General features: G+C 67.5%; 21 protein-coding genes and 1 pseudogene. 14 read left to right on the top strand and 8 right to left on the bottom strand.

Annotation, left to right across the window (positions count from 1 at the left end; genetic code table 11):
• Positions 1-266 precede the first annotated feature (266 nt).
• Positions 267-1,823, top strand: a pseudogene (locus NJ1_RS01010) (succinic semialdehyde dehydrogenase); the annotation flags it as partial.
• Between the two features lie 111 nt (positions 1,824-1,934).
• Positions 1,935-2,744, top strand: a complete 810-nt coding sequence (locus NJ1_RS01015) for a class I SAM-dependent methyltransferase (RefSeq protein ID WP_067686037.1) — start codon at positions 1,935-1,937, stop codon at positions 2,742-2,744.
• A gap of 58 nt (positions 2,745-2,802) precedes the next feature.
• Here the strand turns inward: NJ1_RS01015 and NJ1_RS01020 are convergent, their stop codons facing one another.
• Positions 2,803-3,210: a DUF779 domain-containing protein gene (locus tag NJ1_RS01020; protein ID WP_067686039.1), complete on the bottom strand. Its 408-nt coding sequence runs from the start codon at positions 3,208-3,210 to the stop codon at positions 2,803-2,805.
• 341 nt (positions 3,211-3,551) lie between these two features.
• Positions 3,552-4,790: a sigma-54-dependent transcriptional regulator family protein gene (locus NJ1_RS01030; protein WP_067686043.1), complete on the bottom strand. Its 1,239-nt coding sequence runs from the start codon at positions 4,788-4,790 to the stop codon at positions 3,552-3,554.
• A 327-nt stretch (positions 4,791-5,117) separates the two neighbouring features.
• On the opposite strand from NJ1_RS01030, the gene NJ1_RS39955 reads away from it, so the two are divergent.
• Entirely contained in the window at positions 5,118-5,873 is a 756-nt protein-coding gene (locus tag NJ1_RS39955; RefSeq protein ID WP_067686045.1) for a hypothetical protein, read from the top strand.
• A 49-nt stretch (positions 5,874-5,922) separates the two neighbouring features.
• The gene (locus NJ1_RS01040; RefSeq protein WP_067686047.1) at positions 5,923-6,696 is read left to right on the top strand and encodes a hypothetical protein; all 774 of its coding nucleotides are present in this window, start codon (positions 5,923-5,925) and stop codon (positions 6,694-6,696) included.
• On the opposite strand, the gene NJ1_RS01045 is transcribed toward NJ1_RS01040, so the two are convergent.
• Positions 6,657-7,103, bottom strand: a complete 447-nt coding sequence (locus NJ1_RS01045; RefSeq protein ID WP_067686049.1) for a nuclear transport factor 2 family protein — start codon at positions 7,101-7,103, stop codon at positions 6,657-6,659. The genes NJ1_RS01040 and NJ1_RS01045 overlap by 40 nt on opposite strands.
• A 142-nt stretch (positions 7,104-7,245) precedes the next feature.
• Complete coding sequence (locus NJ1_RS01050; protein ID WP_245717163.1) at positions 7,246-8,448, bottom strand: FAD-dependent monooxygenase; 1,203 nt, start codon at positions 8,446-8,448, stop codon at positions 7,246-7,248.
• 74 nt (positions 8,449-8,522) lie between these two features.
• On the opposite strand from NJ1_RS01050, the gene NJ1_RS01055 reads away from it, so the two are divergent.
• The 4 genes from NJ1_RS01055 to NJ1_RS01070 all read left to right on the top strand — a co-directional run bounded on the left by NJ1_RS01055 (position 8,523) and on the right by NJ1_RS01070 (position 12,802).
• Positions 8,523-9,092, top strand: coding sequence for a TetR/AcrR family transcriptional regulator (locus NJ1_RS01055; protein WP_067686053.1), 570 nt, complete (start codon positions 8,523-8,525; stop codon positions 9,090-9,092).
• 303 nt (positions 9,093-9,395) lie between these two features.
• A complete protein-coding gene (locus tag NJ1_RS01060; RefSeq protein ID WP_157573677.1) occupies positions 9,396-10,373 on the top strand; it encodes a terpene synthase family protein in 978 nt (325 codons plus the stop codon).
• Positions 10,374-10,610: 237 nt separating this feature from the next.
• Complete coding sequence (locus NJ1_RS01065; RefSeq protein WP_084477610.1) at positions 10,611-11,684, top strand: polyprenyl synthetase family protein; 1,074 nt, start codon at positions 10,611-10,613, stop codon at positions 11,682-11,684.
• 113 nt (positions 11,685-11,797) lie between these two features.
• Positions 11,798-12,802 carry an LLM class flavin-dependent oxidoreductase gene (locus tag NJ1_RS01070; protein WP_245717164.1) on the top strand — a complete coding sequence of 335 codons (1,005 nt, stop codon included), beginning with the start codon at positions 11,798-11,800 and terminating at the stop codon, positions 12,800-12,802.
• Positions 12,803-12,880: 78 nt separating this feature from the next.
• Here the strand turns inward: NJ1_RS01070 and NJ1_RS01075 are convergent, their stop codons facing one another.
• Positions 12,881-13,459: a TetR/AcrR family transcriptional regulator gene (locus NJ1_RS01075; RefSeq protein WP_084477611.1), complete on the bottom strand. Its 579-nt coding sequence runs from the start codon at positions 13,457-13,459 to the stop codon at positions 12,881-12,883.
• 126 nt (positions 13,460-13,585) lie between these two features.
• Between NJ1_RS01075 and NJ1_RS01080 the strand changes: the two genes are divergently transcribed.
• Both NJ1_RS01080 and NJ1_RS01085 read left to right on the top strand, forming a co-directional pair.
• A complete protein-coding gene (locus tag NJ1_RS01080) occupies positions 13,586-15,016 on the top strand; it encodes an MFS transporter (RefSeq protein ID WP_245717165.1) in 1,431 nt (476 codons plus the stop codon).
• A 110-nt stretch (positions 15,017-15,126) separates the two neighbouring features.
• Positions 15,127-15,918 carry an alpha/beta fold hydrolase gene (locus tag NJ1_RS01085; protein WP_067686064.1) on the top strand — a complete coding sequence of 264 codons (792 nt, stop codon included), beginning with the start codon at positions 15,127-15,129 and terminating at the stop codon, positions 15,916-15,918.
• An 18-nt stretch (positions 15,919-15,936) separates the two neighbouring features.
• Here NJ1_RS01085 and NJ1_RS01090 read toward each other — a convergent pair whose 3' ends face one another.
• Positions 15,937-16,737, bottom strand: coding sequence for a helix-turn-helix domain-containing protein (locus tag NJ1_RS01090; protein WP_067686066.1), 801 nt, complete (start codon positions 16,735-16,737; stop codon positions 15,937-15,939).
• Positions 16,738-17,070: 333 nt separating this feature from the next.
• Between NJ1_RS01090 and NJ1_RS01095 the strand changes: the two genes are divergently transcribed.
• The 4 genes from NJ1_RS01095 to NJ1_RS01110 all read left to right on the top strand — a co-directional run bounded on the left by NJ1_RS01095 (position 17,071) and on the right by NJ1_RS01110 (position 21,714).
• A complete protein-coding gene (locus tag NJ1_RS01095; protein ID WP_067686068.1) occupies positions 17,071-18,228 on the top strand; it encodes a 2-deoxy-scyllo-inosose synthase in 1,158 nt (385 codons plus the stop codon).
• A 10-nt stretch (positions 18,229-18,238) separates the two neighbouring features.
• The gene (locus NJ1_RS01100) at positions 18,239-19,522 is read left to right on the top strand and encodes a DegT/DnrJ/EryC1/StrS aminotransferase family protein (protein WP_067686070.1); all 1,284 of its coding nucleotides are present in this window, start codon (positions 18,239-18,241) and stop codon (positions 19,520-19,522) included.
• Positions 19,519-20,685, top strand: a complete 1,167-nt coding sequence (locus NJ1_RS01105) for a cytochrome P450 (protein WP_245717166.1) — start codon at positions 19,519-19,521, stop codon at positions 20,683-20,685. The genes NJ1_RS01100 and NJ1_RS01105 overlap by 4 nt, the downstream gene beginning before the upstream one ends.
• A gap of 630 nt (positions 20,686-21,315) precedes the next feature.
• Positions 21,316-21,714, top strand: a complete 399-nt coding sequence (locus tag NJ1_RS01110) for a hypothetical protein (protein WP_067686072.1) — start codon at positions 21,316-21,318, stop codon at positions 21,712-21,714.
• A 78-nt stretch (positions 21,715-21,792) separates the two neighbouring features.
• Here NJ1_RS01110 and NJ1_RS01115 read toward each other — a convergent pair whose 3' ends face one another.
• Both NJ1_RS01115 and NJ1_RS01120 read right to left on the bottom strand, forming a co-directional pair.
• The gene (locus tag NJ1_RS01115; RefSeq protein ID WP_067686074.1) at positions 21,793-22,191 is read right to left on the bottom strand and encodes a DUF4870 domain-containing protein; all 399 of its coding nucleotides are present in this window, start codon (positions 22,189-22,191) and stop codon (positions 21,793-21,795) included.
• Between the two features lie 143 nt (positions 22,192-22,334).
• Positions 22,335-23,543: a PucR family transcriptional regulator gene (locus tag NJ1_RS01120; RefSeq protein ID WP_067686811.1), complete on the bottom strand. Its 1,209-nt coding sequence runs from the start codon at positions 23,541-23,543 to the stop codon at positions 22,335-22,337.
• Positions 23,544-23,562: the final 19 nt, after the last annotated feature.

Genomic DNA, 23,562 nt, shown 5'->3' on the forward strand with positions numbered 1-23,562 from the left:
CCGACCCCGGCCGCCCTCATTTGTTGCTCTCGGCCGGGGAAGCCGGATCACGACCAACTGCTGGGGGATAGTTCGCTACTGCCGCGACGATAGTTACACGCTATTTTTCGAGGTCAGACGATTGGGATTTTTCCGGCGCGGTGCGGTGACCGATATTTTCGGTCGGAAAGCCGGTGCGACCGGCCCGGATTCGGGAGTCGTCGGCCGGGGGAGGGGCGTCGGGGTAGATTGTGTGTACCCGGAAGTAACTTGTAAAGCAGGAGGCGACGATGCCGGTGCCGGCAGCTGCGGTCTTCGAACGTCTGAAGACGTTCGCGGCGGTGGATTCCACTCAGGACCGCGAGAACCGAGCGATCACCGAGGTGTTCACCGGGAGGACCCTGGGGGCGGTGCCGGTGGGCACGGCCGCGGATGTCGAGACGGCGGTCGCCAGAGCACGTGTGGCGCAGGCCGAATGGGCCGCGCGCACCCCCAAGGAGCGTGCCGAGGTACTCGAGCGCTACCGGGCGCTGGTGGTCGAGAATCGCGACTACCTCATGGACGTGGTGCAGGCCGAGACCGGCAAGGCCCGGTGGGCGGCCCAGGAAGAGATCATGGGCCTGATGTTCGCGGCCCGCTACTTCGCGCGCGTCGCGCCGAAACTGCTGGCCTCGCACAGCGTCGAGGGCGCGTTCCCGCTGCTGAACCGCGCGGCCGTGCGGGCGGTGCCCAAGGGCGTGGTCGGAGTCATCGCGCCGTGGAACTACCCCATGCTGCTCTCGGTCGGCGATTCGATCCCGGCGCTGCTGGCCGGTAACGCGGTCGTGGTCAAGCCGGACAGTCAGACGCCGTATTCCTCCCTCGCCAACGCCGAACTCTTCGCCCGGGCCGGACTGCCGCGCGATCTGTTCGCGGTCGTGACCGGTCCCGGCACCGTCGTGGGCACCGCGATCACCGATTCGTGCGACTACCTGATGTTCACCGGATCCTCCGCGACCGGCCGCACCCTGGCCCAGCAGTGCGGCAGTCGTCTGATCGGCTTCTCGGCCGAACTGGGCGGCAAGAACCCGATGATCGTGACCAGCGGCGCGAACCTCGACAAGGCCGCCAAGGCCGCCGTGCGCGCCTGCTTCTCCAACGCCGGTCAGCTGTGTATCTCGATCGAGCGCATGTACGTCGAGCGCTCGGTGGCGCAGGAGTTCACCCAGAAGTTCGTCGCCGCCGTGCAGGCCGCGAAACTCGGTGCGTCCTACGACTTCTCGCAGGACATCGGCAGCCTGATCTCCGAGGCGCAGCTCGAGACCGTCACCAAGCACGTCGCGGATGCGGTGTCCAAGGGCGCGAAGATCCTCGTCGGCGGCAACGCGCGCCCGGATCTCGGGCCGCTGTTCTTCGAGCCGACCGTGTTGAGCGATGTCACCGACGCGATGGAGTGCGGACGCGGTGAAACCTTCGGCCCGCTGGTCTCGATCTACCCCGTCGATTCGGTGGACGAGGCCGTCACCCGCGCCAACGACACCGAGTACGGCCTGAACGCGAGCGTCTGGGCGGGTAGCAAGGCCGAGGGTGAACGCATCGCCGAACGCCTGCACGCGGGCACGGTCAATATCGACGAGGGGTATGCCCCGGCCTGGGGCACCACCGGCGCGCCGATGGGCGGCATGGGTATCTCCGGTGTGGGCCGGCGGCACGGTCCCGACGGCCTGCTGAAGTTCACCGAACGGCAGACGGTGGTGGTGACCCGCTTCCTGAACCTGGACGCCCCCGGATTCCTGCCCCAGGACAAGTGGCAGCCGCTGCTCATGACCCTGGCTCGCGGCATCCGGTTCCTGCCCGGACGCTGAACCGATCGGCGCGGCATTCGGTGCCGCGCCGAGGTGTTCCCCTGTCCGGCACCGTCATTCGTGCGACCGTCCCGGGCTCACTAGGCTGGGGACGGTCGAAAGGATGTTCACATGTCGCAGAGTCCACTCGCCTCCTCCGGACCGTGGGACGAGGTCGCCGAGCGGTACGACGACGCGGCCACCGAGGTCATGCGGCCGTTCTCGGCCCATGCCCTCGCGCTCGCCGAGCTGTCGCCCGGGGCACACGTGGTCGATGTGGCGGCCGGACCCGGCACCCTCGCGATTCCCGCGGCCGCGCGGGTCGCACGGGTCAGTGCCCTGGACTTCTCCCCGCTGATGATCGAGCGACTGGTGCGGCACGCCGAGGCGGCCGGACTCGACGCCATCGATGCCCGGGTCGGTGACGGTCAGGCCCTGCCGTACGCCGAGGACAGTTTCGACGCCGGGTTCTCCCTCTTCGGTCTGATGTTCTTCCCCGATCGGGCCCGCGGATTCGCCGAACTGCACCGGGTCCTGCGTCCCGGCGCGATCGCCGTCGTCTCGAGCTGGGCCCCGCTCGCGGACTCCTCGCTGATGACCCTGCTGTCCGGCGCGTTCCAGGCGGGCATCCCGGGTTACCCCGCGCCCCAGCCGAATCCGGAGAACCTGGAGAACCCCGAGGTGTTCGAGGCCGAGCTGCGCGCGGCGGGTTTCACCGAGGTGAGCGTGCGGGCGCACACCGAGTCGTTCGCCTACGACAGCGCCGAACAGCTGTGGGACAGGCTCACTCGCGGTAGTGCGCCACTGCAGTTGGCGCGCTCGCGTTTCGACGAGGAGACCTGGAAAGCGCAGGAGCACACCATGATCGAGTATCTGGCCGCACGCTACGAACCGAATCGGCCGCTCACCACCACGGCATATCTCGGCACCGGCCGCAAGTAGGCGACCCGGCGCGGGGGCGGTGGGGCGACCGGCCACTCGGGGCCGGCCGCCCCACCCATCATCCGGTCAGATCGGAGCCTCGTGAGGGCGCCGGAGCCGCTTCCAGCGCCGCCGTCTCGGCGTCCGTGAACAACCGCGACCTGATGATGAACCTGACTCCCTCGGGTGCTTCGAGGGAGAAGCCGTTACCGCGACCCGGTGTCACGTCGACGGTGAGGTGGGTGTTGCGCCAGTGCTCGAACCGGTCGGCGGCGAGCCAGAACGAGGTGTCCGGGAAGACCCGCCCGAGCAGCACGTCGGCCGCGCCCACCTGGAACTCGCCCAGCGGGTAGCACCGCGGCGAGCTGCCGTCGCAGCAGTCGCCGGACTGATGGAACAGCACCGGTCCGTGCTGGGCGATCAGCGCCTGCAAGGTCGTCGTCGCCCGGTCGGTGATGCCGACACGCGAAATAACTCCTGGCCTCATCTCACTCCTCGAAGGTTGCTCGAATCCGCTGAACCACGTTGGGGGTCAGGCGAATTCGGGTCTGTCTCTCACCTTACGGAGTTCGGCGCCCGGCGCCCGGTTACGGTCAGCGTGGCGAATATTGGCACGATTCGTCACCGGACCGGCACCCCGCGATTCAGCGGCCCGAACCGGTCCGCGGACGTGCGCGTTGCGGTGGTCGCGGGTGCGTGCGCGGCCGCCCGTGCCCGGCTCGGCATCGATCATGGTGCGGCTCCCGATCTCGGATCTTCCAGGACAGGGGGCCACTATGAACCGCGATGGTTGTCGAGAGGTTGGCGTGCGCGGCGTCGCCGAATCATTCACGCGCGCAAGGCGGAATGCAATCGGGCGGTGGCCAGGGCGCGTCGGCTGTCGCCTCGGGGCAGCAGTCGCGCCGCGTGCTCGTGCACCGCGATATCGTCCGGGCAGCGCTGTCCCAGGCGCAGCGCGTGCTCCGGATTGTGGTCGGCCAGCACCGCGGTGCGCAGGCACACGTCCAGGTGCTCGCGCCACTGCACGATCCCGGGAATCTCCGAATCGGGTAGCAGCGGACCGCGATACAGCCGCACCGCGGTGGTCAGATCCCCGGATTCGAGAGCGGCCAACAGCTCGACGGCATCGCACGCGATGGGTTCGGTGAGCAGGTAGCGGCGGTCCGCGATTCGCCCGTCGGTGGCGCGCCGCAGCCGAGAGACATCGGCCTTGAGGGTGCTCGCGGACATCGAGCGGTCACCGTAGACGGCCTCGTGCAGGCGTTCCGGGGTGAAACCGTCGGGCTCGAGCGTCAACAGTGTCAGGATCTCCAGCTGGCGCGGGCGCATCGGAACCGGTGCGCCCTGCTTGTACAGGCGTGGGACGCCCAGGCATTCCAGGCGCGGGCCGCCGGGCGCCCGGGACGGCTCCAGGTCCAGCCGGGACTCGATGGCGGTGACCAGGGCACGCACGGTCGTCAGGATCATCGGATGTGAACGGTCCCAATAGGTCGAGAGATCCAGCAGTCCGAGCCGGCGTCCGTCGGCCGCGCGAATCGGGGCGCAGTAGCACACCCAGCCGTGCAGGGCTTCGACCAGGTGTTCCGCCGCCCACACCGTGCTGGGGCGACCGCTGTTGAGCGACAACGCGACTCCGCTGGTGCCCATGTAGGGCTCGTCCCAGCAGCCGCCCGGTGCGAGGTTGACCCCCTCGGCCCGGCGGCGCAGCGCTCGGTCGCCACAGCTGAACAGCACCGTGCCCGCCTCGTCGGTGACGATCGCGATCATCCCGGCGTCCTCGGTGATGGCGCGCAGCTCGCCCGCCATCCGCGTCACCGGTGCGCGCAACGGCGAATCGGCCCAGCGCGAACCGAATTCGTCGCGATCCATCGAGGGAGCGACGGCGCGCAGGGGATCGACCGTGCGCAGTGAGCGTTCCCACGATTCGATCACCTCCGCCCGCAGCACCGTGTCCTCGCGGCCGGTCCCGGCCGCCCGCGCCGTCACACGTCCCATCCCGGCCGCCCAACGCGCCCACTGCTTCTCGAGCTCCGCACGCTGGGCCGATATGGCGGGCACCTGTGTCATCGCGCAAACTCCTCGCACTACCACCGGACTTGCGATATCCCATGATGGCGCGGCCTCCCGCCGCACGGACGTCATTCGGCGCACCGATCGCGTAATTCCCGTGCGATTGGCTTCGCAGTGTTCGCTGCCGCGCTGCCCGCCGTCCGCGCATCCCGCCGCTGATCTCGCTGCGGCACAGCGCCGTATGTCGATGTGGACGGTCGAACAGGCTGGTACCGAGCCGATCTCGATCAACTCGGCTGTGCTTCGTGTTTGACGGCGGCGCGATGAGGCATTACGTCACCAAGTGGACCGAACTCGACCAGGAGGTTTCAGATGTCGGGTGCAATGACAGCGATAATCGTCGTACTGGTGGTGATCGTGGCGGCGGCGGTGATCGCGTTCGTGATGCTGCCGCAGATGCGCAGCCGGAAGCTGCGCGACACGTTCGGAACCGAATACGACCGGGCCGTACAGGAGTCGGACAGCCGTCGCGAGGCCGAGCGCGAGCTGGCCGAGCGCAAGCGCCGCCATGAGGAGCTGCCCCTGCGTGAGCTGCCCGCCGAGGACAAGCGCCGCTACGAGATGCAGTGGTCGCATGTGCAGGAGCAGTTCATCGACGATCCGGCGGGAGCGTTGAACGCCGCGGATCAGCTGCTCACCCAGGTGATGCGTGAACGTGGTTACCCCACAGAGAGTTTCGACCAGCAGGTCGCGGATCTGTCCGTGGAGCACGCGGGTCCGCTGGACCGCTTCCGCGCCGCGCACGGCACCGCGCAGCGGGCGGGCCGGGGCGAGGTCTCGACCGAGGACATGCGGACGGCGCTGGTGAACTACCGCGAGCTGGTCCTGGATGTGCTGGGTAACGGTCATTCCGAGCAGTCGAGTCCCGATCGCACTCCCACGCCCGACCGCGCGGAGACCGCTCCCGAGCGGGTTCAGTCACCGGTATCGGATCGCTCGCAGGTGTCGGACCTCGATATTCGACCCGAGGCCGCGGCACACGACCGTACCGATGGGACAGCGGGTCGTACCGAGAACATCCCCGCGGACTACATCGAGCCGGGGCGCAACCGCACCGAGCCCGCCACGCACAACAAGTAAGCCCGCCACGCACAACAAGTAATTCGCTCGACAATTCAGAGGTGAACACATGAGTACACACGACACCAGCGCCAAGAATATCGGCACCGACGACGCGATCATCGGCACGGACGAGGAGAACTCGAGGGGAGTGCGCGCCCCGGGCACGCATCCGGAGACCTCGCAGTTCGACCGCGCGGACGCCGACCGGACCTGGGCGGAGGATCCGGAAGCGGATTCGGCTCTGGATCCGGATCGTCGTGATCCCGAGGGGCTCGACAGCGCGCGGCTGAATTCCGAGCAGTCCGACCCCGAGCGGCTCACGCACGGTGAGTCCGCACGCGATGACATCGAGGCGGGTGGGGTCGGGCACACCGGCACCGAACGCCTCGACACCGAACGCCTCGACGGCGAAAGCTCCACCGAGTTCTCGAACGATTCGAACTCGGCTCCGGGCTATGACTCGCCCCAGAGCACACGGTACGACTCGTTGTCGGGCGTCGACTCCGCGCCCAGCCCGGGTACCGGCTCCGTTCCCGCTGCGGGCGATGACGGTAGCCGACTGCTCGCCGAGGCCGATCAGCGCCGTTTGCGCGAGGAGTGGCGCGAGGTGCAGACCCAGTTCGTGGACGACCCGAAGGACGCGGTCTCGCGGGCCGACACTCTGGTCGACGATGCGATCCGTCAGCTGACCGACAGTTGCGCTCAGCGTCGTCAGCAGCTCGAAAGTGGTTGGTCACAGGGGCAGGACGTGGACACCGAGGCCCTGCGCCAGGCGCTGCGCGGTTACCGCGACCTGTTCGATCAGTTGGTCGGCACGGCGTCGGTCGCCAAGAACATATAGCTCTTCTCCTCGACCCGCTGGCGGATGCGCCAGCGGTCGTCGACGCGCACGAAGCTGTCGAGGTACCAGAGGCCGCAGAGCATGAGCCGCTGGTGCCCGTCGTCCCCGGCCAGGAGCATCGGGTTGTGGCACATGGTGCGGGCCGAGGCCCGGTCACCGTCGATCTCGATCGAGGAATTGCTCACCAGGTGCTGAAAGGCCGGGAAATTCGGCATCACCGAGGCCAGGAACTTCTTGGTGGACTCCAGATCTCCGGCCGGTCCGCCCATGGCCGTGTAATCGATCCGGGCGTCGGCGGTGAACAGCTCGTCCAGCAGTTCCCACTGGTGGGTGTCCACCGCGTGCGAATAGCGCACCAGCAGATCCTGAATTTCGAGTCGATCCGAGATTTCCTGCAGGGACAGCATGGAGGGCCTCCGATAATGCTGATACGTGTTTCAGTTCGGTGCCCGAGCGTACGACGACCCGCCCGATGATCTTGCTGTTTCCCGAGTTATAGACAGCGGCAATGGAACTCGTCGGAACGCTGCCCAGCTCGTCCTGGTCGGACTAGACGTATGCCGCGGCCTCGATGGTGCGGGCGACCTTCTGCGGAGCGCCGCCGATGAGCCCACGCCACGGCAGGTACGGCAGCAGCCGCACGTTCAGGTCCCGCACGCGGATCATCGTGCGGCTGTTCGGCGCGTACCAGCCGCCCACGCCCTCGGCGAACTTCTGACAGGCATCGACCATGGGCCGCATCTCCCGCTCGTATCCGGCGAACGCCGCGGTGTGCTCGCCCGCGGCGGTCGCCAGCTGTCCGGCCAGCACGTACGCGCCGACCAGTGACAGGTTCGCGCCCTGTCCGGAGAGCGGGGAGGCGCAGTACCCGGCGTCCCCGACGAGCGCGACACGGCCCGTCGACCAGGACCGCATGCGGATCTGGGCCATCGCATCGAAGTAGAAGTCCTGTGCCGCAGGCAGTTCCGCCAAGAGTCGCGGCACCTCCCAGCCCTGTCCGGCGAAGGTGTCGCACAGGATGCGGCGCTGCGCCGCGCCGTCGCGGTAGTCGTGGTCGATCGGATCCGAGGCCCACGCGAAAATCGCCTTGGCCTGGGTGTTGTGGCGGGCGCTGTAGCTGCCGGCGATGGTGCCGGGGGTGTTGTAGTCGTACTCCCAGTGATCCAGATTCAGCAGGTTGGGCGTGGTGTAGATCGCGATGTAGTAGCCCATGTGCCGCAGGAAGTCCGATTCCGGACCGAAGGCGAGCCTGCGGGTGTGAGAGTGGACGCCGTCCGCGCCGATCACCAGATCGAAGGTGCGCGCGGGGGAGTGCTCGAAGGTGACGTGGACGCCGTCCTGGTCCTGGACCATCGCCGTGATGGAATCTCCGAAGAGATAGTCGACCTTGTCGCTGGTGGCGTCGTACAGCACCTGCGCCAGGTCGCCGCGCTGAATCTCGGTGTCGCCGTTGGCTCCCACCCCGTTGAACACCTCACTGCTGATACTGGCGCGCACCGTGCCGTGCACGTCCACGTACGAGGTGCCGCGCTTGCCGGTGCTCGCCGCCTGGACCCGCTCGAGCAGCCCCATGCGCCGCACGATCTCCGTCGCGGTGCCCAGCACGTCGATGGCCTGCCCGCCCTGCCGCAGGGCCGGGGCCTTCTCGACGATCGTCGGCGTGAAGCCGTAGCGCTCGAGCCAGAAGGCGAGCGCGGGCCCGGCGATGCTCGCGCCGGAGATCAGGACGTTGTGATTGGTCATCTCTCGCATGTCCGCCACGGTAACCATCGTTTGGGCATTTGTGCAAGACAAATGTCTGAGGCAAATGCGCTACAGTGTCGGGCATGGGAAATCGCGAGGATCTACTGGCCGGCGCCCGCCGATGCCTGTTCGAGAAGGGGTATGCCCGCACCACCGTGCGCGATATCGCCACCGCCTCCGGGGTGAGCATGGCGGCGATCGGCTATCACTTCGGCTCGAAGGAGGCGCTGCTCACCGCCGCGTTGTCCGAGGCGACCCGGGAATGGGGAGTCGATCTCGCTCGCGCGCTGGAGAATTCGGGCGACTCCGAATCGGACCCGCTGCGGCGCTTCGCGAACCGATGGGAAGTGGTTCGCGACTCGATCGCCACCCATCGCGGGGTGTGGGCCGCCACGTTCGATGCCCTGTCCCACCCCGAAACCCGCGAACAGTTGGCAACCGTTGTGCTGGAAGCGCGTTCGGGTCTGGCCCGGCTCTTCGAGGGGGTGGACGATGTGGATCCCGATGCCGCGCGGAGTCTCGGGGCGATGTATCAAGCGCTGCTCATCGGCGTCGCGGCCCAATATCTCATCGATCCCGACAGCGCCCCCACGGAGGCGGCTCTGGCCGAGGGCGTCGGATTGATCATGCGGCCCAACGGAATCGGGGAATAGACTGGGTGGTCCGGGACGCTGTGGTGTGCTGGGCGTGCTGACAGGTTCGATACTGGCCGGTGTGGTTGCTGCCAGCGATCCGCTACCGGGCGGTCGTGTGCTGCGCGCGTCGGCCGCGGTGGCTGTCGTGGCTCTGGCCAGCACCGGCGCGGCCGGGGGTAGATTCGTCGGCTCCGTGCGTCGTTCGGCGCCAGTTTTGCGGTGATGTCAGCGATTTCCCGGAGAACGGGTCGGCGTGTCTGCCCGAATTGTCTTGTTGGTTAAGATGGCGTGGGTAAAATGGCTGCAGGATAGGTAGTTTCGATGGAAGCTTACGAATTCTTCATGCCGTTCGATCCCGCGGGGGCCAACCCCGCGGAGGTCGAGGCCGAAGCCGGGATGTGGGCGTGGCTCGTGCAATACGGGCTCATACCTACCGAATTGACGCGTCGGCGAATGGAGCGCACCCGACCGACGCGGATGTACGCGCTGTGGTGCCCCCGCGCGGACGTCGAGTCGTTGACGCTGCTGAGTCAGTACTGCGCCTGGGCCTTCGTGGTCGACGACCAATTCGACATCGAGATCCCCGACCCGCAACGGTGTTTGGATGCCGTGCGGGCGCTGATCGCGGTGCTGGACGGTAGCGAGCCACAGGGTGTGCTGGCCGTGGCGCTCGCCGATCTCTGGAAACGCCTGTCGCACGGGCGATCCACCGACTGGCGAGAGAGCGTGCGCGACGAGATGCGCAGCTGGCTCTGGACCTACTACGCCGAGAGCGTGGGCCGCCTCTCGGGCAACCTGCCCGATCTCGAGACCTATCGCGCGCATCGGCGAGATGGTGTGGCGCTGTTCGTGTTCCTGGACATCAGCGAAATCGCCGAGGGCGTGGATCTGTCGCCCGGCGCGCGCCATCTGCCCGCCATGAAGAGTCTGCGTGAAGCCGCGGTCGAGCATATGGGCCTGTTCAACGATGTGCTCTCGGTCGCCTCGGACGAAGCATCGGGCTATCTGTACAACTCGGTGCTGCTGGCCGAATACCACTACGGCCACACCCGTACTCAGTCCCTGGAACTGGTCAACGGCATGCTCACCGAGTGCGTGGATCGGATGACCGATGCCCGCAAGCGGCTCGCCATCGAGCTCGACGACGCGGGCCTGGACGGCGAGGATCGCGCCGACACGCTGGCCACCGCACACAATTACACGATCTACGTGCGGGCCAACTTCGACTACCACTATCAAGCCGCCCGATACACCAGCGCACCTCAGGAGGCGCTCGAGCACGGCTCGCCGCTCACCTGAGCGGCGATCCTATCGGCAGTTGCCGAATGAAATACCCACGTGGCCGGGAGGTTTCGGGCCGAGTGGGTCCATCGGCTTCTCCGTGCATGGCTGCCCTGCCACGGACGGGCAGTCGGGGAAGCTTTGTCCGAGTGAGCGGGGCCGATCATGCGACCGTCGAAACCGAACAGAACGACAGTGGGACACCTCCTCGACGGTGGACGTCGATGGGGGCTCTCCAGAATCGCGGCGACCAAAATGGTCGGGCATACCGAAACCTGCCCTCGGGCAGCGGAATCCACACCGCGAACTCTCGACGTTCTGATCGAGCGGCGGGCCCGAAGACAGCTGTCCGAGGCGAGAGGGGCCATCGAACCCGTGCTGCGCGCGGCGATCGCCTCACTGGCCGATCCGATGGACCGGATGGCGGGCTACCACTTCGGCTGGTGTGACGCGGACGGCGTGGAATTCGCCGGGGCACAGGGCAAAGCGCTGCGCCCGGCTCTGACCTTCGCCGCCGCCACCGCGTGCGGCGGGCCGGCACAGGAGGCGGTGCACGCGGCCGCGGCGGTGGAACTGCTGCACAACTTCTCGCTGGTGCACGACGACGTCATGGACACCGATCCGTTCCGGCACGGTCGTCCGACCGTCTGGCGGGTCTGGGGCGAGACCAATGCGACGCTGCTGGGAGACGCGCTGCAGGCGCTGGCCCTGGGCGTGCTCTCGGACGGTGTACCCGAGCCGGTGACCGCCGAGGCGGTCATTCGGCTCGCTCGCGCCACGGTCACCCTGTGTCGAGGTCAGTACCAGGACTGCGCGTTCGAGACCCGGGAGAGTGTGAGCGCCCAGGAGTACCTGTCCATGGCCGCCGGTAAGACCGGTGCGCTGCTGGGCTGTGCGTGTGCTCTCGGCGCACTGTGCGCCGGGGCCGACCACCGCACGGTGTCGGCCATGCACACCTTCGGCTGCGAGATCGGACTGGTCTTCCAGCTGGTCGACGACGCGATGGACATCTGGGGCGATCCGGAGGTCACCGGCAAGCCCGCCCACAGCGACCTGATCCACCGCAAGCAGTCCTATCCGGTGGTGTGCGCCCTGTCCTCGGACACCGCCGCGGGCCGGGAGCTCGCGCGCATCTATCAGGCGCGCCAGCCCATCACCGCCGCCCGCGCGGCCCGGGCGGCGAACCTGGTCGAGGAGGCCGGCGGTCGCGACCACACCGCCCAACGCGCCGCCACCGCACTGCAATCGGCACTCGACGCGCTGCCTCCGGACATCGCGTCCGCCGATCTGACCGCCCTGGCCCAGCTCGTCGCGCATCGCGACCGCTGAGCCCGGGACGCCCGAGCATCACTCGCGGTATCTGAAAGGGATACTGCCGGAATCAAATTCACGCCGATTCGAAGGGGTGTCGGCGCCGGCGAGCAGCCCTACGATCGATGATCGTGACTGCCCGCCGGTTCGCCCTGTCCATTCTCGACCTGGCCCCGATCGCGCGCGGCCGCACCGCGCGCGAGAGTTTCGGCAACAGTGTGGCGCTCGCGCAGGCGGCCGAACGCGCTGGATATCAGCGCATCTGGTACGCCGAGCATCACAACATCGGGACCATCGCCTCGAGCGCCACCAGCGTGCTCATCGGTCATATCGCGGCCCGTACGCAGACCATCCGGGTCGGCGCGGGCGGCATCATGCTGCCGCATCACGCGCCCCTGGTGATCGCGGAGCAGTTCGGCACGCTCGAGACGCTGTTCCCCGGTCGGATCGACCTCGGGCTGGGGCGGGCGACGGGCGCGAATTCCAAGGCGGTGCAGGCACTTCGGCGCAACGTCTCGGCGGTGGACTCGTTCCCGCAGGATGTGCTGGAGGTGCAGGGCTACCTCACCGGTCGCTCCCGGGTGCCCGGTGTGCAATCGATACCGCTGGCGGAAGGCGTTGTGCCGCTCTACATCCTGGGCACCTCGTTGTTCGGGGCGCAGCTGGCCGCGCACCTCGGCCTGCCGTATGCCTTCGCCGCGCATTTCGCCCCCGATCTGGTGCACGAGGCCGTCGCGGTCTATCGAGACCGCTTTCAGCCGTCCGAGCAGCTGTCCGAGCCGTACGTGCTGGCGAGTGTGAACGTCTTCGCGGCCCGGACCCGCGAGCAGGCGCAGGCGCAGAAGGTGGTCGCCTACCGTGCCCAGACCAGAATGTTGATCCGGCGCGGGCCGCAGGACGACGCGCTGCCCGACAGCGAGATCGACGCGTTCCTGGCCTCACCGGGCGGTGCGCAGATCGCGGGCATGATGTCGTGCACCGCCGTGGGCACGGACGTGGAAGTCGCCGCCTACCTCGACGATTTCGCCGACTCGATCGCCGCCGACGAACTCGTCACGGTTCACCATGCCACCGAGATCGCCGACCGGGTGCGCTCGGTGGAACTCACCGGGGCGACCATTCCGGCGGGTCGCTGAGGCAGGCTCTCCCGCAACGGTTCGCCGAACACCGGGCTCGCCCGCGGTGCGCGGCGCGAACGCGAGTCCGTCGCCGGTTCAGTGACTCGGCGGCGCGGTCCGCAGGCCGTCGAGGGTCACCGCGAGGAGACGGTCGGCCGATTCGGGTGTGGTCTCGCACGCGACGCCGATGCCGTGCCCGAATCGCAGCAGGTCCCGTGGTTCGATATCGGCGCGGATCGTGCCTTCGGATTGCGCGGCCTCCAGCACGGCCGTGGCCGCGCCGATGATGGCGGTCCGGCAGAGCATGAAGGTCGGGGTGTTGTGGTCCATGCCCGCCTTGAGGGTGGTGGCCAGACTGCGGTTGGCCATCACCCAGTCCACCTGGGCGCGCAGCCACAGTTCCAAAGCCCGTGTGGGCGACTCGGTGTCGAGCAGTTCGTGTGCGCGTGCGCTGAGCTGTTCGATATTGGAGCGGTAGACGGCTTCGATCAGCACGTCCCGGTTCGCGAAATGCCGGTAGAGCGTGCCGATTCCGACACCCGCGCGGCGCGCGATCTCCTCGAGCGGTGCGTCGGGTCCCTGTTCGGCGAACGCCTCCTGCGCCGCGAGCATGATGCGGTCGTAGTTGCGCCGCGCATCGGCGCGCATCGGCTTCGCCGGCGATGCTGCTTCCACGTGCCCTCCAGTAGAAAACGGATGGACCCTCCGGATAGACTTGCGGAAGTGGAGGGGCCCTCCATATGATAGCTCTATCGGAAACGGAGGCTGCCTCCGTTTAATTCCCATTCGATGGAGCCCTCCTTGAGCACGACCTACTCCGCGGATACCGCTGTGTCCGTACCCCCAGTCGCTCGCCCACTTCGATCGGGCATCGTGCTGGCCACCCTGCTGACCTGCCAATTGATGATGGTCCTGGACATCACGGTGATGAATGTGGCGCTACCGCCCATCCAGGCCGATCTGCACTTCACCGCGACCACCCTGTCCTGGGTGATGAACGCCTACACCCTGGCCTTCGGCGGACTGCTGCTGCTCGGCGGTCGCGCGGGCGATCTGTTCGGCCGCCGCAACCTGTTCATCGCCGGGGCGACCCTGTTCACGCTCGCCTCCTTCGCCGGCGGTCTGGCGCCCTCGGCCACCTGGCTGCTCATCGCCCGGGTGCTGCAGGGTGTCGGCGCGGCGATGGCCGGACCCAGCACGCTCGCGCTGCTGACCACCACGTTCCGTGAGCCCAAGGCTCGAATTCGAGTGCTGGCGCTCTTCTCCGGTATGTCCAGCGCCGGGTTCGCGGTCGGCCTGATCCTCGGCGGTCTGCTCACCGAATGGTTGAGCTGGCGATCGGTGCTGTTCATCAACGTGCCGTTCGGCCTGGCCGTGGTCGCCTTCGCGCTGCGCTACCTGCCCGACGCCGAGCGTCAACCGGCCCGCCTGGATCTGCCGGGCGCGCTGACCGCCACCGGTGGTGTCGCGGCCCTGGTGTACGGCTTCATCAGCGCGGCCTCGCACGGCTGGGGTGACTCCGCCACCGATATCTCGCTGGCGGTCGGCGTGATCCTGATCGTGGCCTTCCTGGTCATCGAATCGCGTGCGGCACAACCGTTGTTGCCGCTGCGGCTGTTCGCCGATCGCAATCGCGCCGCCGCCTACGCCAATATGTTCCTGGCCCCGATGGCGGGCATGTCGATGTTCTTCTTCCTGACTCAGTTCCTGCAGGACATCCTCGAATTGAGCGCGCTGGCAACCGGTTTCGCGTTCCTGCCGACGGCCGTGCTGATGTTCGCCATGATCCGCACGATTCCGCGGCTGCTGCCCCGTTTCGGTCCGAAGCCGCTGGTCATGACCGGTGCGGCACTGCTGGTCGCGGGGCTGCTGGTGCTGACGCAGCTCTCGGCCGACACCGGGTACTTCCCGGTGCTGTTCATCGCGATGTCGCTTATCGGGCTCGGGATGGGGTTGTCGGTCTCGCCGCTGAACGTGATCATCATGTCGAATGTGGACCCACACGAGGCGGGTGCGGCGGGCGGTGCGCTGCAGACGCTGCAGCAGACCGGGGCCTCGCTGGGCCTGGCGATCCTGGTGACGATCTTCGGCAGCGTCTCGCGCGGTGCGGGTGGATCGGCGCAGCATGCGCTGGTCAGTGGTATGACCACCGCGTTCGCCGCCGCTGCGGGTATCGCGGCCCTGACGTTCGTGGTCGCGCTGACCTTCCGGAGCCCCCGGTCGGCCGGCTGAGCTACGCGTGAATACCGGACAAATGGTATGCCCCGGATTGTATTGGTGTGCAGTATTTTTCACACTTCGGTGCAACGTTCGCCATCGAATTGTTGCCGTACAGTCCGGGGATGCCGTTTATTGCTCGTGGGGGAGCGAAGATTCACTACACCGATTCGGGGGGATCCGGACCGGCGATCGTGCTGGGCCACAGCATTTTCATGGACAACGAGATGTTCGAGCCGCAGAAGGCGGAGCTGTCCCGGGACCACCGGGTGATCGCCATCGACGCGCGGGGTCACGGCGAATCCGAGGACGACGGAACGCCTTTCAGTTACTGGGATCTGGCCCGGGACGCCTGGGCCGTGGCCGATCACCTCGACCTCGATCGGGTGGTGGTGGGCGGTGTCGGACACGGTGCGTTCACCGCGGTCCGGATGGCGCTGCTGGCCCGCCCGCGGGTGCGCGGGCTGATCGTCTGCGGCTCCACGGCCACCGCCATGACCGCCCAGCGCCGCGCCGGCTATCGGGAGGTGTTCGAAGCCTGGATCGGTACCGAGTGGCCCACGCCGACCATCAAGATGGTCTCGGCGTTGATGATCGGTGGCACCATGTCGGACCAATTGCCCTGGCGCGCCAAATGGCTGGCCGGTGACCGCCGCCGAATCCAGCTGTCGGGCGAATGCCTGATGAATCGGGATTCGGTGCTGCCGCTGCTGGGCGACATCATCGCTCCGGCACTGGTGTTGCGCGGTCTGGGTGATCAGACCGCGAGCGAGGAGGACGCACTCGAAATCGCGGGCGGGTTCGCCACCCCGACCGTCGTGCACACCATCGCCGGCGCGGCCATGGCCCCGAACCTCACCCACGCCGACGAGTTCAACGCCCTGCTGCGCGGGTACCTCACCGACCTGCCCGACTGACGCGCCCGTCCGGGCGGATCAGGTCGCGGCACCGCGACCGAGCAGCCCGATGAACAGTTGATGCGATGCCTCGGGCGCGGTGCTGCGATACCGCTGCACGGTCACCTCGAAGATGGTGGCGGTCTCGGGATTTCGCAGTCGGAAGGTGGAGTCCGGCCGACCGATGTGCACGTGCGTGTCCTCCCACAATCGGCGAAAGTCCGCGTGCTCACCCAGGACTCGCAGCACCCGCTCGATATCGTCGCGGTCCTGCGCGCGGGCCGCGTAGGCGCGGAAGCGCCCGGCCATCAGGCGCGCCTCCCACTCCCACTCCTCGACGACCATCCGGGCGCGCGGATCGGTGAACAGCCACTGCAGGACGTGCCCGCTCTCGTACAGGCCCGGAAACGCGCGATCGAAGGCGCTGTTGCAATCGACCACGCGCCAGCCGTCATCGAGCGCGGCCGCCAGATTCGGCATGAGCGCCTCCAGCATGGTCCGCACCGTGGCGGCGGCCGGATCCTCGCGGCGCAGCGGTCGCGGAGTCCGCGGCGCGGGGCGCTGGCGCGCCAGGTGATACAGGTGGATGCGTTCGGCGGCGTCCAGCCCCAGGACGGTGGCCAGGGAATCGAGGATGGCGGACCCGGGATTGAGCGCGTCGCCCTGTTCGATCTTGGCGATATAGCCGAGGCTGGCGTGCGTGGCCTCGGCGAGTTGTTTGCGGGTCAGACCACCCGGCCGCCGACCGGTCGAACGAGTGCGGCGGGTGCGCACGAATTCGGCCAGTGACGGCGCGCGCAGTGATTCCACGCGCGGTGATTCCACGCGCAGTGATTCCACCCTGGGAGATTCCACCGGAAGCATTCCGATTTCGCTGTGGGACAACGGTGTCTCCGTCCTGCTGTAATGCCGTACCGCCGAGCTGTTTTCGCAGACTACAGGCCTGCGCGTCCCGTTGTACAAGATCACTTCTTGCCTCGCCACCACTCGCGGTGGTAGTTCGCGCACCGGTGCGCCCGGCCAGTGGTACCGAGCCCGCCCGCGATTCCTGACTGGGGTATCTCAGCGGTTGCCAAGCGAGGATTGCCATTCGATATTTGCAAGACGGTTCGGCGCTGGAGCCGTTCGGCGCTTCTCGGAGCGACACGGCACAGAATCAGGAGCAGCAACCCGATGGCCATCACTTTGCGGTCGCGCGCAATTCGTCTCGGCGAGCAGTCTTTTCCGTACTTCTTCGGTGAGGATTGCATCGACGAGATCGGCGACGCCATAGCAAGAATGGAGTGCGACACCCTCGTGTTCGTCACCGACGATCACGTCCTCGCGCTGTATCGCCCACTACTGGAGCGGCTCGCGCGCGGAATTCCCTCGATCATCCTGAGTCACCGGCCGGGCGAATCGATGAAAACCCTCGCGTGCCTGTCGAGCCATGTCGAGACGGCCTTGCGCGCGGGGGTCACCCGGCGTTCGGTGGTGGTGTCCTTCGGTGGCGGTGTGCCCGGGAACCTCGCGGGACTGATGGCGAACCTGCTGTTCCGGGGCGTGCGGCTGGTTCACGTCCCCACCTCGACCATTGCCGCCATGGACTCGGTCCTCTCGCTCAAGCAGGCCATCAACAGTCCGGTCGGCAAGAACCATCTGGGCACCTACTACGCGCCGACGGCGGTCTATGCCGATGTGCGGTTGTTCGCGAGTCTGCCGGAGCGGGAACTTCGTTCGGGACTGTGCGAAATGGCGAAGAACTGCCTGGCGATTCGCCCGGAGGCGCTCGATCAGCTGCGTGCGATCATCGACTCCGGCGAACTCGCGACGCCTCGGGCGCTGACCTGGTTGCTCGACGCGAGTATCGAAGCGAAGACCGCGGTGACGCGGGACGACACCTTCGAGCGTCGCGCCGGATTGGTGCTGGAGTACGGCCACACCGTCGGACACGCCATCGAGATCTCCGATCATCGGGCGCGCGGAGCGGCGGGCGTCGCGCACGGCGAGGCGATAGCTCTGGGGATGCTGGTGGCCGCGCACATCTCCCGGGCACGCGAATGGCTCTCCGATGACGAGGTCCGGATTCACCATGAGATCGTCACCGGACTCGGTGTGGAACCGCGTCTGCCGGGTTCGGTCGGTGTCGAGGAGGTGCTGGCGGTGGTGAAGGACGACAACAAGAAGGGATACCTCGACGCGCGTGCGGACGCGGTGCCGATGGTGTTGTTGCGCGGGCTCGGGCGGCCCGAACGAACCGGGGAGCTGCCACTGACGCATGTCGCGCTCGCGGAGATCCGCCGGGCGCTGGACGCGATGGCCCGGACCACCGCGGCCGCGGTGCGGGTGTAGGAGGTCCGACATGTTGGCGATTCACGGTGGCACACCGGTTCGCAGCGGCGTGCCCTGGCCTCGGTGGCCTCGGTACGACGAGCGCACCGAGCACGAACTGCTCGCCGCACTGCGCTCGCAACGCTGGTCGGTGAGCTGGTACAGCCCACGCGGAGGCAAGTCGCGGGAGCGAGTGTTCGGTGAGGCCTTCGCCCGGTACAACGGGGCGGCCTACGGCGTGAGCGTCGATCATGGATCCGGGGCGCTGGTGATCGCGCTGGAGGCGCTCGGCATCGGGCCCGGCGACGAGGTCGTCGTGCCCGCCATGACCTGGGTCGCGCCCGCGACCGCGGTGCTGAGGGTCGGGGCGATCCCGGTGCTGGTCGATGTCGATCCCGAGACCGGCTGTGTCACGGCGGATCACGTGCGCGAGGCGATCACCCCGCGGACGACGGCCGTGATCGCGGTCCATCTCGCCTGCACCGCAGTGCAACTCGACTCGATCCTCGCCGTGACCGGCATCGCCGGCCTCGCCCTGATCGAGGACTGCTCGCAGGCCCACGGCACCCGCTGGGCGGGGCGCGCGGTCGGAACCTTCGGCGATATCGGGGTATTCAGCCTCGGCGCCGCCAAGACCCTCGCCGGTGGTGAGGGCGGTGCGGCCGTCACCGACGACGAGGACCTGTACCGGCGAATGCTCATGTTGCGTGCGGACTCTCGCGGCTACACCGAGCACGCGCCGCAGCCGGGGGAATACGAGCTGGTGGAACTCGGTGAGGTGATGGGCGGCAACTACTGCATGTCCGAGCTGACCGCCGCGGTGCTGCTCGACCAGTTGTCCCGGTTGGACGATCAGCATCTGCGGCGCGAGCAGCGCGCCGAGGAACTGGAGGCGGGACTGCACGCGATACCCGGTCTGGGCTCGATCCCGGTTCCCGGACCGGTGGATCGGCGCGCGATATACGAGTACGGGATTCGTTTCGCGCCAGATACTTTCGGGTCCGCCGACATCGAGCAGGTCGCCGCCGCGGTGACGGCCGAGCTGGGCACCAGGGTGTACCCGCCCCGGCCCTCGCTGCACCGCAGCGCACTGCTGCGCCCGCGGACCAAACCCCGGTTCGCGCACTTCTGGGACGAGGCCGCCGCGACGGCCCGTCGTGAATTCCCCGGCGCGGACCACTACCGCGAGCACACCCTGCTGGTGCACCACAGCGTCCTGCTCGGCGAGCGTGCCGAGGTGGAGGACCTGCTCGAGGCGTTGGGCAAGGTGCGCTCGGAATCGAAATCCCTGACAACGAAAGGCGAATCGCCATGACCCCGGAACCGGCCACCGAATCCAGCGCGGACGCCCCGATCCTGGCCGTGTGCCCGCTCACGGGCTCGCACCCGTACGGGATGAGCCGGGTGCGGACACCGACCGGTGATCCCGCCTGGCTCGCGACCGGATACCATCTGGTGCGCGACCTGTTCAACGATGTCCGCCTCGGACGCTCGCATCCCACTCCGGATACCGCGGCGCGAGTGGGCGCGGCGGTGTTCTTCGGTGGCCCCATGGGTGAGTTCGAGACCGAGCTCGCCGATCAGAAGCGCATGAAAACCGTACTGGCGCCGCACTTCTCGATCAAGCGGATGCGCGAGTTCCAGCCGCGCGTGGAAGCGATGACCTCGGAGCTGATCGATGCCATGCTCGCGCGAGGGAATTCGGCGGACCTGCACACCGCCCTGGCCCTGCCGCTGCCGCTGCTGGTGATCTGCGAGCTGCTCGGCGTGCCGTACGAGGATCGAGATCGATTCCGCGCGTGGACTGAGGCGTCGGGCGACATCCACGATCGTGACAAGGCGCTACAGGGTGCGGCGGCGCTGTACGAGTACTGCACGTCGCTGACCCGACTCAAACGGCGCACGCCGGGCGAGGATGTGATGTCGCGGCTGTGCGAGGTGCCCGACCTGAGCGACGACGACATCGCGATGTACGGCATGGCGCTGCTGTTCGCCGGGCACGAGACCTCCGTCGTGCAGATCGGGGTCGGCGTGCTGATGCTGCTCGAGCGACCGGGTCTGTGGCAGAGCCTGCACCGGAACCCCGACCTGGTCCCGAACGCGGTCGATGAACTCCTGCGCGCGTGCGAGGCGACCAGCGTGCCCCGCTACGCGCGAACGGATCTGGAGATTTCCGGAATCCACGTCGCGGCAGGGGAGATGGTGCTGCTCGGCCTGAACTCCGCCAACCACGACCCCACTGTGTTCACCGACCCCGACCGAGTCGACCTCGCCCGCCAGGAGGGTTCCCACGTCACCTTCGGATACGGCACCCGCTACTGCCCCGGAGCCCCGCTGGCTCGGATGGAGATGCAGGCCGCCATCGGTCAACTGGCGGCCCGCTTCCCGAGCCTGACGCTCGAGGTCGACCCGGACGCGGTTGCCAAGCAGGAGAACGTCTTCACCGGTGGTGTGACCACTCTCCCGGTTCGGTGGTGAGGTGGTCGGACCAGCGGACGGCACGGGGCCGGGCTGAAACCACAGATGCCGGAAGGTTCGGTGAGAACCTTCCGGCATCGGATCGGTGGAGTCGATCTGCGGAGTTCAGAGCGTGGGGCAGAGTGGTCCCGCGCCGACAGGCGGGGGAGCGGGCACGATCCTTTCCGGAACGACGGGGACGCCGGCGGAGTTCGGGCCCTTGGGCACGGCTCCCGGGGCAGGTGCGTTGGGTACGGCGAGGTCGCCGGAACCCCACGCTGCTGATGGATTCAATGTGATCAAGGCTGCACAAGCTAACGCAGCGACTACCCGGCCGATGAGCTTCGTATGCGTCATGACCCAGGACGCTACAACCAGCTCAACACAATTCGTCGTATCTCGAAGGTGAACAGAATGTCACGGCCTGTTCGGCCTACTCCGCTGCGGCGAATCGCATTGTGACACAACGGATGACGTGCTCGAAATGAATCGTTTTCAGGTAGACACGCGCAATTCGCGACAGAACGTACAATTTGGTCACGACTCGGCGTGTCGAGGCGGGTGAATCCCGTCGGTGCTGTTCAGTGGGCTGCTCGACCCCGACCGAGAGGGAGACCGATGTCCGCTGGACCGGGTACGAGAATCGCCGCGGTGGCCGCACTGATAATCGCGTCCGGGGCCGGGATGATCGCCGCCGCGCCGTCGAGTATGGGCGAAGGCGGCTGCGGCACGAATTTCGGCGACTTTCTCGGTGAATTCACCGCCCGGGAAGATCCGGCGAACGTCATTCGATTCGACGACGCCGGTGGAGTGACATTCCGCAGCGTCAGCTATGGAAACGGGAGTGGAATCTTCGCGGTGATGCCCTCGGGGGGATTCAGCGCCGCCCTGCGCATGACCGACCACGCGCCCGGCGACACGCGCCCCGCGAACGCCACCGGCATGATCAAGAGCACGGTCTTCCTCTGCGAGAACACCAGCCCCCAGGTGACCAGCTTCACCTCCCTGGACCAGGACAGCCGAAACTTCGACTACGTCCGGTCGACGTAGCGCGTCCCGTCCGGCGCGAACGCCAACGGCCCGAGCTGGGCTCGGGCCGTTGGCGTTCGGGTGACTTCGGCTGTCGCGCTACGCGACCGAGTCGGCCAGCCGATCGGCATACGGGGCCACGAACTTTCCGACGATGGGTAGCTCCGCGCGGACGCCACGGGTGTTGTTCGCCTGGACCATGGCCATGATCCAGACGACGACCGCGAAGATCGCGAGTGCGAGCCCGGCGAGGCTGATGATGATCCCCAGGGCTCCCAGGAGCGAACCGAGGATGCTCAGAACGACATTGACCACCGAGACCGCCCCGAAGAAGACGATCGATTGCGAGGCATGGAATTTCACATCGGGGTCGTTCTTCCCCACGAAGAGGAAGATGATTCCGGTGAGCCATCCCAGCGCGTAGGACGCGATCGCGCTGGTCTTCTTGTCCAAGCCGGTGGACTGTGGCTGGTGTGCGGGAGGCTGTGAAAATGTCATGGGGTAAGTAGATGGCGCGAATGCCGCCTACCGATACCAACTTTCAGCGCGAGCCGCAGGTCACGGGGTCGACGGGTGGCTGAGGCTGGGAGAGCGACCGGTGTCGCGTCGCTCTGGATTCGAGCAGGATCCGGCGCTCGTGACTAGCCGGATGCGTACGTGCGGGCGACCAATGCCGCACGCACGCGCCAGAAGTTGGCCTGCGGGACCGTGTCGAGACCGGTGAGCGCGAGAATTCGCCGGAGTCGGTTATCGAGGGTGTTGGGGTGGATGTGCATGAGTTTCGAGGTGCGCGCGCGGCTGAGGTCGTTCCGGACGTACTCGCGTAACGTATCGAGCAGGTCCGGATACTCGTCGAGCGGATCCAGTTGTGCGGCAAGGGATTCCCTCCCGCGCCCCGGCCTGGTGAGTTGATATTCGAGCGCGAGATCGTCGAATCGGTACACCCCCGGCCTGCTGTGCAATCGCGCGAGGATGTCGAGTAGTTCGTGGGCTTGATCGGCGGCAACGGGAATCTCCGCGGTGTCGGCGGTCACCGCAGCGGCGGTGATGGGTACGCGTGCGGCGGTGGTGATCTCGGTCAGAAGCCGGTCCAGGCCGTCGTCGGGCACGGCCGAGAGCGGTACGAGGATGGTGCCGCCGCCCGGGTTGAGCAATTCGGGTACCGCCTGCCCGCAATGGTTTTCGAGGCTTGCCAGCACGCGCTGCACTTTTCGCCGGGCCGCGGCCCGGCCCTCCGGCGTGCGAGGCCGTTCCTCGGGATGAGAAGAAATCGCCACGGCCAAGACGGTGTAGCGGTCGTCGATCGGTACGTCCTCGGCGTGCGGGACGGTCGAGAATCGCCGTCCGGCCAGCAGCGCGGCGGCCAGAGCGTTCGCCGCACTGTGTCCCGGGTCGACCGGCCGCACAGAGTACTGGTCGTAAGCCGCCGCCACCGATGACGTGACCACGTGCACGGTTTCGAGCAGTCGATGCGCATCGGCGGAGTAGTGACGCGGCTGGGTGACCACTTGCAGGGGCTGGACCATCTCGAGGTAGAAGCGGAACCCCCTGTGCACGAATTTCTGCACGAGTTCGAGCGGCACGCCACGGCCCACCCACTGCGCGGCCGCATCGCGGAGGCCGGTGAGATCGATTCGCTCACCACCGGATTCGTGACCGAGCAGCGCGAGGCAGATCTGCACAGCGTCAGTGATCTCCGCTCGCAGTGTCGGCACCCCGATCGTGTGCCTTCCGGCGCTGGTGTCGAGCAGATACTCGACGATGCGCGCAACAGCCCGGGGATCTCGTGGCGTGCGGGGTATTGCCGTGGCGCGCATCCATCCGGCGGGAACCGCGGGATCAGCGGTCATGACGCTCTGTCCTTTCATC

The sequence above is a fragment of the Nocardia jejuensis NBRC 103114 genome (assembly GCF_001613145.1).
Taxonomy (GTDB): Bacteria; Actinomycetota; Actinomycetes; order Mycobacteriales; family Mycobacteriaceae; genus Nocardia; species Nocardia jejuensis.